The sequence below is a fragment of the Peristeroidobacter agariperforans genome (assembly GCF_004138335.1).
GTDB lineage: Bacteria > Pseudomonadota > Gammaproteobacteria > Steroidobacterales > Steroidobacteraceae > Steroidobacter > Steroidobacter agariperforans.
The window spans coordinates 213,041-228,494 of record NZ_RYFW01000005.1; the positions used below are offsets into that span (position 1 = coordinate 213,041).

Here is a 15,454-nt window from a genome sequence, read left to right on the forward strand (position 1 = left end):
GAGGCAAGCGACGCTCAGTAGAACTTCTTCAGGTCCATGCCTTTGTACAGCGACGCCACTTCCTTCTCGTAGCCGTTGAACATCAACGTCGGCACTCGCGAGCCAAAGATACCGGCGCCGATCTTTCGTTCGCGGGCCTGGCTCCAGCGCGGATGATCGACGTTGGGATTGACGTTGGCGTAGAAGCCGTACTCGTGCGGCGCCGAGATGTTCCAGGTGGTCGGCGGCTGCTTCTCGGTGAAGCGGATCTCGACGATCGACTTGATGCCTTTGAAACCATACTTCCACGGCGTGATCAGACGCAGCGGTGCGCCGTTCTGATTCGGCAGGGTCTTGCCATATAGGCCGACGGCGAGCAACGACAAGGGGTGCATCGCCTCGTCGATACGCAGGCCTTCGACATACGGCCAGTCGAGCGACCTCGAGCGCTGGCCCGGCATCTCCTCGGGTCGCAGCACCGTCTTGAAGGCGACGTACTTCGCCTTGGAAGTGGGCTTGAACTTCTTCAGCACGTCAGCGAGCGGGATGCCGGCCCACGGAATGACCATCGACCACGCCTCCACGCATCGCAGGCGGTACACGCGCTCCTCGATCGCCTGACCCTTGAGAATGTCCTCCAGCGCGAACTCGCCAGTGTTCTCGGCCTCGCCGCTGACGGCGACTGTCCACGGTGCGGGCTTGAAGCGGCTCGAGTTCTCCGAAGGATCGCTCTTGTCGAGGCCGAACTCGTAGAAGTTGTTGTAGGTCGTGATGTCTTCGTAACTATTGGGCTCATCGCTCAGGCTGTACCTGGCATTGCGCTTGACGTTGAGATCGGAGACCGCGCCGGCCTCGCTGACCCACCCGGCGCCTATGCCCGCAACACCTGCTGCCAAGGCCGCCTGCAGCAGTTTGCGGCGGTTCAAATACGCGGACTCCGACGTGATCTCGGAGGGAAGAATCGCGGCGCTATCGCCGGGGCGGGGACGTCGGATGAGCATGAGCTTCCTCGCGGCCGGCAGCGCCGGCCCATGAAATCTAAGACTCTTGGTACCAGACCGGAGTTTCGCGCCGGCCATTACATTGGATTGAGGCCGTAACCGCGGTGAAAGCTTCCACAATTCGTCCGAATTGCGTCGGCGATTTGCCCGCCTGCCTGGTCACGCTGCCCCCAGTGTAAGCACTGAAGCAACCTTAAGGGAGAGGCGTGAGATGAGAATCGTGGAGTCGGGGTCGGTCACGTTCAAGGCGGTGTTGATCGGCGTGATCGTGTTGTTACTGCTGATACCGCTGACCATGCTGAAAGGTGTCGTCACCGAGCGCGCGGGACTGCGCGAGCAGGCCTATCAAAGGGTCGCCGAAGGCTGGGGCGGCGAGTTGACCGTCGGCGGCCCGATGCTGATCGTGCCGACCGAGCAGACCGTCAGGATGGACGGCAAAGAGTCCCTGATTCGCAGCGATGTGTATCTGCTGCCGGCCAAGCTCAACGCCGACCTGGACGTGAAGCTCGATCCAGAGCCCCGCTATGCGGGCATATACGCAGTGCCAGTCTATCTGTCGACAGTGCGGCTGCGGGGAGAGTTCGACTTCACGACCTTCCAGACGCTCATGCCGGAGCTCGCCCTGGATTCCGGGGTCAGATTCCTGTGGTCGCAAAGCCGGCTGCGCCTGCCGTTGAACACAGTGGGCAGCCTGCGCGAGATCAAGCAGGCGAGCTTCGCCGGGCAGCAGGTCAAGCTCGGTCCGGCGGCGCCCGGGATGTTCCAAGGCATCGAGGCCTGGGTCGACTTGAGCGAGTTGCACCAGACGGCGGGCACGACGTTCGACTTCGACGCCGTGATCGCAGGCAGTCGGGCCGTGTCGATCCTGCCGCTCGGCAGCGTCACCTCGGTGAGGGTGAACGCGGATTGGCCGCACCCTTCGTTTCAAGGCTCATCGCTGCCAGTGGAGCGCAACATCAGCGACACAGGGTTTCAGGCGCGCTGGCAGGTGCTGGAGCTCAATCGCACGTACGGTGAGATCTGGCGCGAAGGCACTGTGACCGAAGAGCTGCTGAGCAGATCGGCCGTCGGCGTCAGCTTGTTTCAACCGGTGGATATCTATCAACGCGGCGAGCGGGCGGTGAAATACGCCGTGCTGTTCATCGCGCTCACGTTCCTGACATTCTTCGCGTGGGAGCAGGTGACGCGTAATCGTCTGCACCCGTTGCAGTATCTGCTCGTGGGACTTGCGCTCAGTATGTTTTATTTGCTGCTGATCGCATTGTCGGAGCACATCGCATTCGCCCTCGCGTATGTCACGTCCGCCACCGCGCTCGTGCTGTTGATTGGGTTGTATCTCGCCGGCGCGCTGCGCAGCGCATGGGGAGGCGTGATCGCAGGCGGCGCGATGAGCCTCGTCTATGGGCTGCTGTATATGCTCGTGCTGTCCGAGAATTACAGCCTGCTGCTCGGCTCGATCATTCTGTTCGCGGCGCTGGCCGCGGTGATGCTGGCCACGCGCCGCGTCGACTGGTATCGCCTCAGACCGGAGGAGCCGTCTCGAACTGAGGAGTCGTATCAGTGATCTCGAACCAGCACGCTTTGTTGCCGACGTAAATGTGCATGGCCGGCTGGACGCCTGGATCGGTGTCCAGCGGCCCGAGCGCTACGACCACCGCGCCGCGCTCCTTGGAAACACGGGGCACGGTGCTTCCGCACTTCGCGCAGAAGGACACGCCAAAGAATCTTGCGTCCGGCACCTTGTAATCCCGGATCTCGGCGTCCTGGCGCGTGAAGCGGAAATCGTCGAGTTTGTAGAACGCATTCGAGGCATGAGCGGCACTGCGACCACGACGACACCGGGAGCAATGACAGTTCGCGCTTCTCAAGGGCGCGCCCTTGATCTCGTAAGCGATGCTGCCGCACAGACAGCTGCCCAGCGCCACGCCCTCGCGCGGCTCGACCACGGGCCGCTCGACGCCGCCCACGCCAAACTCCGGCGGAAACTCCTCGTGCTGAGGCAAGTCGTCGGTGATCTTGTACCAGGGCGCCTTGGAGCCCACGAAGACGTGAACTTGCGGGCGAATGCCCGGATCGCCATCGAGGTTGCCGGCCGGCACCAGCGCCAGATCCATTTCCTCGAGCAACAAAGGCGTGACCGATCCGCAGTGCTTGCAGGAGTTGCGTCGGCCTTTTTCCGAGGACGCATAACTCGAGATCTGGTCCTCTCCGCTCAACCACTTGAAGCTCATGAGCGGCGCCCCGACAAAGGTGGCGAAGGCGGCGCCATGGTGCTTGCGGCACATGGAGCAATGACAGTGCACCATCATGTTGAACGGCCCGCCGATCTGGTAGGTGACCGCCCCGCATAGACAACTGCCGTGCAACTGAGGCGCAGCTTGATTCGGTGACATGCTCGGAATGCTCCCTGAAGGTGTACTGATCTTTGCTGATCGATATCGCGAGGGTCAACGACGATAGCAAATCGTCGCCGCCCGACTCCAGCGTAATCCGGCGGTCATCCGCAATTCACACGAATCGCGCCTCGGCGTCGTCCGGGCGTCGTTTTTCGAAAAACCTTTGTGGTAAAAGGGCCGTTGTGACCGATACCGTAACCGCAACTTCAGACCGCCGCAGCCTGCGAGAGCAGGTGGAAGACCTGCTGCCCACGTGGCGCAGCTGGTATCCGAGTCTGTTCGATGCGGCCGCCGACCTGGGATTGATCCGTGCGCGCGTCTGTTCGCCCTCATCGCTGATGCTCTCGAACCGTCACGCGTCCGTGCAGAGCGAGGCGATGCAGATGTTCAAGGAGAAATGGTCGGTGGAGGACGAGCCGGAAGAGCCGCAGCTGCCGATTCGTTTGCAGCGTCATCCGACGCCGCGCAAGCCGTTCAAGAAAAAGCCGAAGCCGAGTTATTGATTGTCGATGGGATCAGCCCGAAAACTTGCTGAAGTCCGGCGGACGCCGTTCAGCAAACGCGCGCAGTGCTTCTGCCGTTTCTGGCGACTGCAGGCGGGCTCCGAAGATCTCACTTTCCTTCGCCATCACCGCAGCGATCGCCGCGCCATCGCGCATCAGCTGTTTGGTCGCTTGCAGGGCGCCAAGCGGTTTAGTTGCTAATTTCTTCGCAGCCGCAAGCGCCGCGGCTCGCACTTCACTTGCAGGCAACGCGGCGTTCGCAAGTCCGAAAGAAGCCGCCGTACGCCCATCGATCGGCTCGCCCAAAGCAAACATCGCATACGCGCGTGCATAGCCGATACGCGCTTGTAACAACACACTCGAGGCGGCTTCCGGTACGAGCGCGAGATTGACGAACGGCGTCGACAATTTCGCATCCTCGGCGACGAACACCAGATCACAGTGCAGCAGCATCGTGACGCCAATGCCCACCGCCAAGCCATTCACTGCGGCAACGATCGGCTTGCGAGCATGAGCGAGCGCATCCAGAAACGCATGCGTCGTCATGGCCTTCCGATCGAGCTTGCCGGCCGCGACCGCGGCGAAATCGCCGAGGTCGTTGCCTGCGGTGAACGCATCGCCTTCCGCTTCGAGCAGCACCACCCGAACCGAGGCATCGCCATCGGCTCGGGTGAGTGCGGCGCCGAGCGCCGTGTACATCTCCTGCGTCAGCGCGTTCTTTTTGTCCGGTCGCGCAAGCGTGATCCGGAGAACGCCCTCTTCAACAGCGATGCGCACGTGCTCGGTCATGATCGTTCCTCGATCGATTAAGCAGCCTTGCTCGAAGACGCCAGCTGACGCAGCACGTAGTGCAGGATGCCGCCGTGCTGGAAGTACTCGCGCTCCTTCGGCGTGTCGATACGCACACGCACTTCGAACTTGATCGGCGCGCCGGAAGCAGGCGTTGCCACCACGGTCACCATCTTCGCAGCACCGCCGTTCAGGCCGATGATCTCGAAGCTCTCCTTGCCGGTGAGGCCCAGCGAGGCCGCGTTCTGACCGTCCTTGAACATCAGCGGCAGCACGCCCATGCCGATCAGGTTGGAGCGGTGGATACGCTCGAAGCTCTCGGCAATGACGGCCTTCACGCCCAGCAGCATGGTGCCCTTGGCGGCCCAGTCACGGGAGGAGCCGGTGCCGTATTCCTTGCCCGCGAGGATGACCAGCGGCGTGCCTTCCTGCTTGTAGCGCATGGCGGCGTCGTAAATGCTCATCTGTTCGCCGCTCGGCACGTGCACGGTCACACCGCCTTCGGTGCCCGGCGCGAGCAGGTTGCGCAGGCGGATGTTTGCAAACGTACCGCGCATCATCACTTCATGGTTGCCACGACGTGCGCCGTAGGAGTTGAAGTCCTTCGGCTGCACACCCTGCGCCACGAGGTACTTCGCAGCCGGGCTGGTCTTGGAAATGTCACCGGCGGGCGAGATGTGGTCGGTCGTCACGGAATCGCCGAGGATCGCGAGCGCACGAGCGCCACGAACGTCTGCAACCGCGCCCGGCTTCATCGTCATGCCGACGAAGTACGGCGGGTTCTTCACGTAGGTCGACTTCTCGTCCCACGCATAGATCTTGCCGCTCGGCAGACGAATGGCGTTCCAGTTCTCATCGCCCGAGAACACGCTGGCGTAGCTCTTCTTGAACATCGCGGCGTCCACCGACTTCGCGATGAACTCCTGAATCTCGGTCGGCGTCGGCCAGATGTCCTTCAGATAAACCGGCTTGCCATCGCTGCCCGTGGCCAGCGGCTCGGTAGTCAGATCGATGGTCATGGAGCCGGCAAGCGCGTACGCGACCACCAGCGGCGGCGAGGCGAGGAAGTTCATCTTCACTTCCGGATGCACGCGGCCTTCGAAGTTACGATTGCCCGAGAGCACCGAGGCGGCGATCACATCGCCAGCCTTCACGGCGTCGCTGATCTCCTGGCGCAGCGGACCGGAGTTGCCGATACAGGTCGTGCAGCCGTAGCCCACGGTGTAGAAGCCGAGCGCGTCGAGATCGTCGCTCAGGCCGGCCTTGTTGAGATAGTCGGTGACGACGCGCGAGCCCGGCGCGAGCGAGGTCTTCACCCACGGCTTCGAGGTCAGGCCACGCTTGCGCGCATTGCGAGCGAGCAGGCCGGCGGCGATGAGCACGGCGGGGTTCGAGGTGTTCGTGCAGCTCGTGATCGCGGCGATCAACACCGCGCCATCGGCGACTTCGAACGACTTGCCGTCCATCGACGCGCTCGCGACACCCTTGGCGCTCGGGTTCTTCGCCGTGCGCTCTTCGGCCATCTTCTTGTGAGTCGTCTGATGAACCTGCTTCGCGGTACGCAGCGGCACGCGATCCTGCGGACGCTTGGGACCGGCGAGCGAGGGCTCGACCGTGCTCAGATCCAGCTCGAGCACGTCGGTGTAATCGGCTTGCGGATCGCCGTTGTTACGCCACATGCCCTGGTGCTGCGCGTACGCCTTCACCATCGCGATGTGCTCGGCGGGGCGGCCGGTGAGCTCGAGGTACTTCAATGTTTCTTCGTCGATCGGGAAGATGCCGCAGGTGCTGCCGAATTCCGGCGCCATGTTGCCGATGGTGGCGCGATCGGCGAGCGGCAGATTGGCGAGACCGTCGCCGAAGAACTCGACGAACTTATCGACCACGCCCTTCTTGCGAAGCATCTCGGTCACGGTGAGCACCAGGTCGGTCGCGGTCGAGCCGGCCGGCAGCGTGCCGGTGAGCTTGAAGCCGATGACGTGCGGAATGAGCATGGTGACCGGCTGGCCGAGCATGGCCGCTTCGGCTTCGATGCCGCCGACGCCCCAGCCCAGCACGCCCAGGCCGTTGACCATGGTGGTGTGCGAGTCGGTGCCGACCAGCGTGTCCGGGTAGGCCCAGCGCACGCCGTCCTTCTCGTTATCGAAAATCACGCGAGCCAGGTGCTCGACGTTCACCTGGTGCACGATGCCGGTGTTCGGCGGCACCACTTTGAAATTCTGGAATGCGGTCTGACCCCAGCGCAGGAACGCATAGCGCTCGGTGTTGCGGCTGAAGTCGATGCGGTTGTTCTCGGCCATCGCCTGCGCCGAGCCGTAGGCGTCGACTTGCACCGAGTGGTCGATCACCAGTTCGGCCGGCGAGAGCGGATTGATCTCATCGGGATTGCCGCCGAGCTTGATCATCGCCTCGCGCATGGCGGCGAGGTCGACGATGGCGGGCACGCCGGTGAAGTCCTGCATGATCACGCGGCTGGGCGTGAAAGAAATCTCGTAGGAAGGGGCAGCCTTCGGATCCCATTTCAGCAGTGCTTCGATGTCATCGCGCGTCACGTTGACGCCGTCTTCGAAGCGCAGCAGATTTTCCAAAAGGATTTTCAGCGAGTAGGGCAGGCGTGCGACGTTGCGGTCTTTCAGGGCTGCGAGGCTGGCGACTTCAAAATTCTGATTGCCGCAAGCGAGCGTGGTGCGCGCCTTAAACGAGTCTTTCATGCGTCCTCCGCGAGGATAGGGAGTGGCGCGGCTGGCTCGACGCTGGCAGCGCCAGGGACGCCACCTCGGACAGGCGTCCCATATGCTTCGTTGCCCCGTGGCATTGAAGGAAAAGGATCCCTAACCCCGGGGACAAATCGGCGGGATTATAGCGGTCGCCGCGTAACTATGGGGACGATCGGGAAGATTCCCAGAACAATTTCCGGGCGAGTTCCGCCTGACAACGCAATCTTTTTACGCGGTCCGGTCGACCACCCCGCCGCCGAGGCAGACATCGCCCGCGTAGAACACCACGTATTGACCGGGAGTGACCGCACGTTGCGGCTGGTGGAACCGGACGTGAACGCCGCCGTCCGCGAGCACCTCGACGCTGCAGGGCTGATCCGGCTGGCGGTAACGCACTTTAGCGGTGCAATCGAAACGCTGCGCCGGCGGTGAGCCCGCCACCCAGGCAAGCTGCGAGGCCCAGGCCTCGGTTCTCTGCATCGCTGGATGATCATGACCTTGCACGACAATGAGCACATTGCGGGCGAGGTCCTTGTCGGCCACATACCAGGGCGCCTCATTGGCGTCGTTGCGCCCGCCGATTCCCAAGCCCTGGCGTTGACCGAGCGTGTAATACATGAGTCCGCGATGCTCACCGACACGACTTCCCTCGATGGTTTCGATGTGGCCGGGCTGCGCGGGCAGGTAGGTTTCCAGGAACTGCGCGAACGGCCTTTCACCAATGAAACAAATCCCGGTGCTGTCCTTCTTGTCGAACACCGGCAAGGTTTGTTCGCGAGCGAGCCGTCGCACTTCGCTCTTTTGCAGATCGCCGATCGGGAACAGCGTGTGCGCGAGCGCATCGCCTGGCATCGCGTGCAGGAAATAACTTTGATCTTTGTTTGGATCGAGCCCGCGCAGGAGCCTGGCGCGTGACTGCGAAGGAGCGTGCTCGACGCGTGCGTAGTGACCCGTCGCGACCCACTCGGCGCCGAGGCGGCGTGCGTAGTCGTAACAAACGCCGAACTTGATCTCACGATTGCACAGCACGTCGGGATTCGGCGTGCGGCCGTGACGATACTCCTCGAGGAAATAGCTGAAGACGCGTTCGCGATACTCGCCGGCGAAGCTCACCTTGTGCAGCGGGATCTGCAGCTGCTCGCAGACGTGACGAGCATCCTGGTAGTCCTCGGCAGCGGTGCAGTAACCGTCTTCGTCCTCGTCCCAGTTGCTCATGAACAAGCCCTGGACTTCATAACCTTGCTGCAGCAGCAGCCACGCGGCGACGGACGAGTCGACGCCGCCGGACATGCCGACGATGACAAGAGGAGCGGTCACTTACGACGAATCAGCAGGAGAAAGTCAGATCAAACGATTGATGGCCGGGTGTTCCAGCGTGCGCGCACGCACGTCCGGCGACAGCACCCCATCTTTGACGACGTTTTTCGCGACATCAAGGGGATGTCGCGCGCCTTCGAGATAGTCGTCGATGCAGCGGAGCACCAGCGGGCTGCGCAGCCGGGCCGAGCGGGCGACGATCTGATCGCGGTCCAGCCACAGCGCGCGCTCGATGCCCCGATCCAGCGGCCGGTCGGGGTGGTGATGGGTCACCTCACCCGAATACACGACCCGCAGGAAGCTCTTCTGCTTCTCGACCTGTTCCCACAGGTACACGCCGATCAGCGCTTCGGGGCGAAAGGTCCAGGCGGTCTCTTCCAGCGTTTCGCGGATCACGGCTTCGAGGAACTGTTCGCCGTGTTCGACGTGACCTGCCGGCTGGTTGAACACCATGCGATTGCCGACCCGCTCCTCGACGAGCAGGAAATGGCCGTCGCGTTCCACGATGGCGGCAACGGTGAGGTCGGGGCGCAGGGTCATACTGGCAGTATAGCCATCCAATCTGAACAGATTGTGATGTTTATCAAGCTATTGGAGCAATCAGTCATGGGTTGTGACCAGCCGGGGTTCAGCAATCCTTGGGCGCTTTCAAACCTTCCTGGCCAACTCCTCTGCATAGCCAACGTAACGAGCCGGCGAGAGTTCCAGCAGCGCCTGCTTGGCAGACTCGGGCAACGCCAGGCCCGAGACAAACTGTCGCAACGACGCGGCATCGACCCGCTGGCCGCGCGTCAACGACTTCAGTTGTTCGTAAGCATTCTCGACACCGTAGCGACGCATCACCGTCTGGATGGGCTCGGCGAGCAGCTCCCAGTTCGAATCCAGATCCTCGGCGAGGCAGTTCGCATCCACATCGACCCGCTCCAGGCCGCGTTCGATGGAGCGCCAGGCAATCAACGCATGGCTGACGGCGACGCCGACATTTCGCAGCACCGTCGAATCGGTGAGGTCGCGCTGCCAACGCGACACCGGCAACTTGTCCGCGAGATAGCGGAGCATCGAGATCGACAAGGTGAGGTTGCCTTCGCCGTTCTCGAAGTCGATGGGATTGACCTTGTGCGGCATGGTCGATGAGCCGGTCTCGCCGGCCACCACGCGCTGACGGAAATAACCGAGCGAGATGTAACCCCACATGTCGCGGCACAGAGCCACGAGCACGGTGTTCAGGCGCGCCAGCGCATCGAAATATTCCGCCATCCAGTCGTGCGGCTCGATCTGCGTCGTGTACGGATTCCACGTCAGGCCGAGCGATTCGACGAAACGCTGACCGAGGCGCGGCCAGTCGACCTGCGGATACGCCACGATATGCGCATTGAAATTACCCACTGCACCGTTGATCTTGCCGCTGATGGTGACTGCGGCGAGACGCGTGCGCTGTTCGCGCAGACGGTAAGTGAAATTGGCCACTTCCTTGCCCAGCGTGGTCGGCGTCGCGGGCTGGCCATGCGTGCGCGACATCATCGGCGTCGCCGCATGTAAATGCGCCAGGGTGCGCAGCCGGGTGATGAGCGTATCGAGCCTCGGCAGCAGCACCTGATCGCGCGCTTCGCGCAGCATCAAGGCATAGCTGAGATTGTTGATATCTTCGGAGGTACAGGCGAAGTGCACGAACTCCCGACGCGAGCGCCAGGCCGGCACCGCATCGAGCCGACTCTTGACGAAGTACTCGACCGCCTTCACGTCATGGTTGGTTTCGCGCTCCAGCTTCTTGACCTCGGCCGCCTCGGCATCGGTCAGCTCGGCGGCCAGTGCATCCAGCACGGTGAGCGCGGCGGCCGGCAGGCCTCGCAGCTCATCGATGCCGGGCTCTGCGGCCAGGGCCTTGAGCCAGAGCGCCTCGACGCGGACCCGCTGACGGATCAGACCGCGCTCGCTGAATAACGGCCGAAGCTCGGCGGCCTTGTCAGCGTAGCGGCCGTCGATGGGTGAAATCGCATTCAAGGGACTGTTGTTCATCGTAGAATCATACCGCAGATCGGCGCGCGCCCTTCAGGCGGCGCGAGATCGCATTGGCGAGAGGAATGGGTGTGGCGAACGACAACTTTCGCATCGAGCGAGATAGCCTGGGCGAGTTGAAGGTCCCCGGCGATGCGTTGTGGGGCGCGCAGACGCAGCGCGCCGTGGACAACTTTCCGATCAGCGGCCTGCGCATGCCGCGTGACTTCATTCGTGCGCTCGGCCTGATCAAGTGGGCCGCCGCGACCGCGAATCTCGAGCTCGACGGCATCGACGCGAAGCGCGCCGCCGCGATTCAGAAGGCTTCGATCGAAGTGGTCGAGGGCAAGCACGACCGGCAGTTCCCGGTGGACGTGTTCCAGACCGGCTCCGGCACCAGCAGCAACATGAATGCGAACGAGGTCATCGCGCACCTGGCCTCGCAGTTCGCCGGCATCGCCGTACATCCGAACGATCACGTCAACATGAGCCAGAGCTCGAACGATGTGATTCCCACCGCCATTCACGTGAGCGCGCTGCTCGCCGTCGAGCAGCACTTGCTGCCGGCGCTCGCTTATCTGAGCGCCGTCATCAGCCGACGCATCGGTGAGATCGGCGACATCGTCAAGACCGGACGCACGCATTTGATGGATGCGATGCCGGTGACATTCGGCCAGGAAATGAGCGGCTGGCGCACGCAGATCGAGCATGGCAGCGCGCGAGTGATGGAGTCTCGTGCTCGTCTGCAAATGATCGCGCTCGGCGGCACCGCGGTGGGCACGGGTGTCAACGCACATCCACGCTTCGCGCAACGAGCCGCGCGATATCTGTCGGTGAAGAGCGGCCTGGAGCTCAAGCCCGCCACCAATTACTTCGAAGCGATGTCATCCCAGGATGCCGCCGTTGAGCTGTCCGGACAGCTGCGCACGCTGGCGGTGTCGATGATGAAGATTGCGAACGACCTGCGCTGGATGAATAGCGGACCGCTCGCAGGCCTCGGCGAGATTTCACTGCCGGCACTGCAGCCGGGCAGCAGCATCATGCCCGGCAAGGTGAATCCCGTGATTCCGGAGGCCGTGGCCATGGTGGCTGCGCAAGTGATGGGCAACGATGCGACGATCGCCATTGCCGGGCAGGCCGGCAACTTCCAGCTCAACGTAATGCTGCCGGTGATTGCTTATAACCTGATACAGAGCATCGATCTGCTCGCGAACGCCGCGCGCGCGCTCGCCGATTCGGCGCTTGCCGGTTTCACCGTGAACGAACAACGCATCGGCGAAGCACTCAATCGCAATCCGATTCTGGTGACCGCGCTCAATCCGGTGATCGGTTACGAGGCGGGCGCGAAGATAGCGAAGGAAGCGTATGCGACCGGGCGGCCCATCAAGGACGTCGCTGCCGAGCACACGCAGTTGTCCGATGAAGAGCTGACAAAATATCTGGACCCGCGCGAGCTCACCAAGGCCGGCGGCAAAGCCCAAGGCGGCGGGGGCTGAGTTGAACGATCGAATTGCCCTCAAGCGGCTCATCGAAGAGCGGCTGAAGGACTCCCGTGCGGTTCCAGATCCGACGACGGCCGTGCCGGCGGGATTTTCCGCAAACGACATCGAATCGATTCGCGCGTACTTTCCGGCGGCGCCGATTGCGGCGGCAGTGCTCGTGCCGATCGTCGATCATGAAGCCGGGCTCACGGTGCTGCTCACACAACGCGCCTCCACGTTGAAGAATCACGCCGGGCAGATCAGCTTCCCCGGCGGGCGCATCGAGCCGACCGATCTCAATCCGTTGGAAGCGGCATTGCGAGAGACCGAGGAGGAAATCGGCGTGACACGCGAATACATCACCTTCGCCGGTTATCTCGAGCCGCAGCTGGTGCTGTCGGGCTATTGGGTGACGCCGGTCGTCGCGTTCGTGCAGCCGGGCTTTGCGCTGCGCTTGGATCGTCGCGAAGTAGAGGCTGCGTTCGAGGTGCCGCTGACCCACATCCTCGATCCGGTCAAGCATCGCGCGCGCACCCGCGAGCTGGGTGCGGTGACCGTGCAGGTGTACGACATTCCTTATGAGCATCACAACATCTGGGGCGCGACCGCCGGGATGTTGATGTCCCTATATAAGCTGCTGCGAACCGAGTAACTCATCATGTCCGGCATTCAACGTCTGCTCGACATCATGGCCCGCCTGCGCGATCCGCAACACGGCTGTCCATGGGATCTGCAACAGAGCTTCAAGACCATCGCGCCGTACACGGTCGAGGAAGCGTACGAAGTTGCCGACGCCATCGAGCGGGACGATCTGTCCTCGCTGCGCGATGAGCTGGGCGATCTGCTGTTTCAAGTCGTGTTCCATGCGCAGATGGCGAAAGAGCAGGGCGCCTTCGATTTTGACGCCGTGTGCAACGCCATTTGCGACAAGATGGAACGGCGCCATCCGCATGTTTTCGGGGATGCACTCGTTGCCGATGCGGAGGCGCAGACCGTCGCCTGGGAAGAACAGAAGCGTCGCGAGCGTGCGCAGAAGCGCGCCGGGGAACAGGCGAGCGTGCTCGATGATGTGCCGATCGGATTGCCGGCGCTGACTCGCGCGAACAAGCTGGGCAAGCGTGCGGCCCAGGTGGGCTTCGAGTGGTCCGACGTGCACGGCGCGATCGAAAAGCTCGATGAGGAGATCGCCGAATTCAAGGCCGAGGTGCGCTCGAACGCCTGCTTGCAAACGGACACGACGACCGAAGGGCAGCGTCAGCACGAACGGCTGGCCGCGGAGCTCGGCGACGTGCTCTTCTGCGTAGTGAATGTCTGTCGCTATCTGAAAATCGATCCGGAACTGGCGCTCAAGCGCACCAACGCCAGCTTCGAGCGGCGCTTCCGTTATGTCGAACGCGGCCTCGCCAGGCAGGGGAAGACCCCGCAGGAAGCGACCCTGGAAGAGATGGACAAGCTGTGGGATGAAGGCAAAGCTCAAGAACGACGCCAGTCGTGAGCTGTTGCGCACTTCATACAGTGGGTAACAAGTCGCCCGACTCAATTCAGGGTTCATTCATGGCCTCAGCCCTAATTTGACTCCCACGCTCGGTGCTCCCATACCGGGCTCCTGGAGATCAAAGATGAGTGCCGCTCGTGTTTCGATGGCTGTGACGGGTGTCCTGCTGGCCGGCGTGGCCCTGGCCGGACCGCCCCGCTACGAGCGCAGTGCTTCGAGCGAATACGACTACGCCCCGGTGACCCACGTCGAGCCCATCGTCCGGGAGGTCCGTGTCGAGACCCCGAATAGGGAGTGCTACGACGAAGTCCGCCAGGTCGAGTCCCGCCCGCATATTTCCGATCCAGAGGTCGGCGTGCGGACCCTGGTCGGCGGCCTGATTGGCGGTGTGATCGGTCACCAGTTCGGCAGCGGCCGGGGTCGGGATGCGGCCACCGTAGCCGGCGCCATGGTCGGCGCCGGGGTCGGCTACGATGCCGCCGCCCGCCGTTCAGCTTCGGTGCGTGAAGAAATAGTTCAGCGTTGCGAAGTCCGATATGAGAAACGGTACGAAGAGCGTATTGACGGGTACCGGGTGACCTACGAGTACAACGGTCGTGAGTACACGACCCGCCTGCCGTACGACCCCGGTGAGCGCATTCGTGTCAGGGTGGCCGTCGCCGTGGCCGAATGAGATGGAGGCCGGTCAAACGATTTCCATCTTCAACGGGAGTTTTCTCAAAGGTTGTGCGGCGGGGCGTGAACATACGTCCCGCCGTGCGTACACTTAGCCCCCATGCGCACTTTCTGGCACCTGTTGTTGGTTACGCTACCGCTGATCGCAGCGGCGCCGAACGCCAATGCCCAGGAGCTGATCGATCGCCGGCAGCGTCGTGAGTACCGCATCGAGCCCTCGGGCATCTCGCTCGATCAGGCCGTGGAAATGGCACAGCGACGTTTTCGAGCCAAGGCGGTCAGAGCCGAGACCGTTCGCAATGGCGACAGGCTGGAGCATCGGATCCGCCTGCTCAGCGCCGACGGCAAGGTACGGAACGTGAGCGTGGACGCAGAATCGGGAGCAATGAACTGATCCATGCGCGTCCTAATTGTTGAAGACGAACAGACCCTGCGTGAATCCATCGTCGAACAGCTGCAGCAGCACGGCTTCACGGTCGATGCGGCTGCCGATGGCGAGGAAGGACTTTACTGCGGGCGGGAATATGCCCTGGACCTGGCCGTGATCGACCTCGGTCTGCCCAAGCTGCCCGGCCTGGAGCTGATCAAGACGCTCCGCGCCGAAGGCAAGACCTTTCCCATCCTGATCCTGACCGCGCGCGATCGCTGGCAGGACAAGGTGGAAGGACTGCAGGCGGGCGCCGACGACTACGTCGCCAAGCCTTTCCATTTCGAGGAGCTGCTGGCGCGCGTGCAGGCGCTACTGCGTCGCTCGGGTGGCTGGGCCCAGCCAGTGCTGCGTTGTGGTCCGGTATCGCTGGATCCGCGGACTCAGGAAGTCATGGTCAATGGCCGCAAGGTCGATCTGACCAGCTTCGAGTACCGCATCCTCGATCATCTCATCCATCGGGCCGGCGAGGTGATCTCCAAGAGCGAGCTGACCGAGCGGCTGTATGCCCAGGACTTCGACCGCGACAGCAACACCATCGAGGTGTTCATCGGTCGCCTGCGCCGCAAGCTCGATCCGGACGAGACCATCAAGCCGATCGAGACGCTGCGGGGCCGGGGTTACCGTTTCGCACTTCAGCGCGACACTGCAGCCGCCTGAGAACTGACAAGCGAGGACG

General features: G+C 62.7%; 15 protein-coding genes. 8 read left to right on the plus strand and 7 right to left on the minus strand.

Going from position 1 to position 15,454, the window contains the following annotated elements; genetic code table 11:
* Positions 1 to 14: 14 nt before the first annotated feature.
* Positions 15 to 980 (minus strand): protein-methionine-sulfoxide reductase catalytic subunit MsrP, encoded by a 966-nt coding sequence (gene msrP, locus EK373_RS28720; protein WP_129648343.1) that lies wholly within the window; start codon positions 978 to 980, stop codon positions 15 to 17.
* Between the two features lie 211 nt (positions 981 to 1,191).
* On the opposite strand from msrP, the gene creD reads away from it, so the two are divergent.
* Positions 1,192 to 2,544 (plus strand): cell envelope integrity protein CreD, encoded by a 1,353-nt coding sequence (creD, locus tag EK373_RS28725; RefSeq protein ID WP_129648345.1) that lies wholly within the window; start codon positions 1,192 to 1,194, stop codon positions 2,542 to 2,544.
* Here creD and EK373_RS28730 read toward each other — a convergent pair.
* Entirely contained in the window at positions 2,501 to 3,373 is an 873-nt protein-coding gene (locus tag EK373_RS28730) for a GFA family protein (protein WP_129648347.1), read from the minus strand. The genes creD and EK373_RS28730 overlap by 44 nt on opposite strands.
* A gap of 185 nt (positions 3,374 to 3,558) precedes the next feature.
* Between EK373_RS28730 and EK373_RS28735 the strand changes: the two genes are divergently transcribed.
* Positions 3,559 to 3,879, plus strand: coding sequence for a hypothetical protein (locus EK373_RS28735; protein WP_129648349.1), 321 nt, complete (start codon positions 3,559 to 3,561; stop codon positions 3,877 to 3,879).
* 12 nt (positions 3,880 to 3,891) lie between these two features.
* Here the strand turns inward: EK373_RS28735 and EK373_RS28740 are convergent, their stop codons facing one another.
* The 5 genes from EK373_RS28740 to purB all read right to left on the minus strand — a co-directional run bounded on the left by EK373_RS28740 (position 3,892) and on the right by purB (position 10,718).
* A complete protein-coding gene (locus tag EK373_RS28740; protein ID WP_129648351.1) occupies positions 3,892 to 4,668 on the minus strand; it encodes an enoyl-CoA hydratase-related protein in 777 nt (258 codons plus the stop codon).
* Between the two features lie 17 nt (positions 4,669 to 4,685).
* On the minus strand, positions 4,686 to 7,379 hold the full coding sequence (gene acnA, locus EK373_RS28745) for an aconitate hydratase AcnA (protein ID WP_129648353.1): 2,694 nt from the start codon (positions 7,377 to 7,379) through the stop codon (positions 4,686 to 4,688).
* Positions 7,380 to 7,613: 234 nt separating this feature from the next.
* Entirely contained in the window at positions 7,614 to 8,675 is a 1,062-nt protein-coding gene (mnmA, locus tag EK373_RS28750; protein WP_198683737.1) for a tRNA 2-thiouridine(34) synthase MnmA, read from the minus strand.
* 51 nt (positions 8,676 to 8,726) lie between these two features.
* Entirely contained in the window at positions 8,727 to 9,242 is a 516-nt protein-coding gene (locus EK373_RS28755) for an NUDIX hydrolase (protein ID WP_129648358.1), read from the minus strand.
* 108 nt (positions 9,243 to 9,350) lie between these two features.
* On the minus strand, positions 9,351 to 10,718 hold the full coding sequence (purB, locus tag EK373_RS28760; RefSeq protein ID WP_129648360.1) for an adenylosuccinate lyase: 1,368 nt from the start codon (positions 10,716 to 10,718) through the stop codon (positions 9,351 to 9,353).
* A 71-nt stretch (positions 10,719 to 10,789) separates the two neighbouring features.
* Here purB and EK373_RS28765 point away from each other — a divergent pair, with 71 nt between their 5' ends.
* The 6 genes from EK373_RS28765 to EK373_RS28790 all read left to right on the plus strand — a co-directional run bounded on the left by EK373_RS28765 (position 10,790) and on the right by EK373_RS28790 (position 15,435).
* Entirely contained in the window at positions 10,790 to 12,193 is a 1,404-nt protein-coding gene (locus EK373_RS28765) for a class II fumarate hydratase (RefSeq protein ID WP_129648361.1), read from the plus strand.
* A 1-nt stretch (position 12,194) separates the two neighbouring features.
* A complete protein-coding gene (locus tag EK373_RS28770; protein WP_157994588.1) occupies positions 12,195 to 12,830 on the plus strand; it encodes an NUDIX hydrolase in 636 nt (211 codons plus the stop codon).
* Positions 12,831 to 12,836: 6 nt separating this feature from the next.
* Positions 12,837 to 13,673 carry a nucleoside triphosphate pyrophosphohydrolase gene (mazG, locus tag EK373_RS28775; protein WP_129648365.1) on the plus strand — a complete coding sequence of 279 codons (837 nt, stop codon included), beginning with the start codon at positions 12,837 to 12,839 and terminating at the stop codon, positions 13,671 to 13,673.
* 124 nt (positions 13,674 to 13,797) lie between these two features.
* Positions 13,798 to 14,346: a glycine zipper 2TM domain-containing protein gene (locus tag EK373_RS28780; protein ID WP_129648367.1), complete on the plus strand. Its 549-nt coding sequence runs from the start codon at positions 13,798 to 13,800 to the stop codon at positions 14,344 to 14,346.
* Positions 14,347 to 14,448: 102 nt separating this feature from the next.
* Positions 14,449 to 14,742, plus strand: a complete 294-nt coding sequence (locus tag EK373_RS28785) for a PepSY domain-containing protein (RefSeq protein WP_129648369.1) — start codon at positions 14,449 to 14,451, stop codon at positions 14,740 to 14,742.
* A gap of 3 nt (positions 14,743 to 14,745) precedes the next feature.
* The gene (locus EK373_RS28790) at positions 14,746 to 15,435 is read left to right on the plus strand and encodes a response regulator transcription factor (RefSeq protein WP_129648371.1); all 690 of its coding nucleotides are present in this window, start codon (positions 14,746 to 14,748) and stop codon (positions 15,433 to 15,435) included.
* Positions 15,436 to 15,454 lie beyond the last annotated feature (19 nt).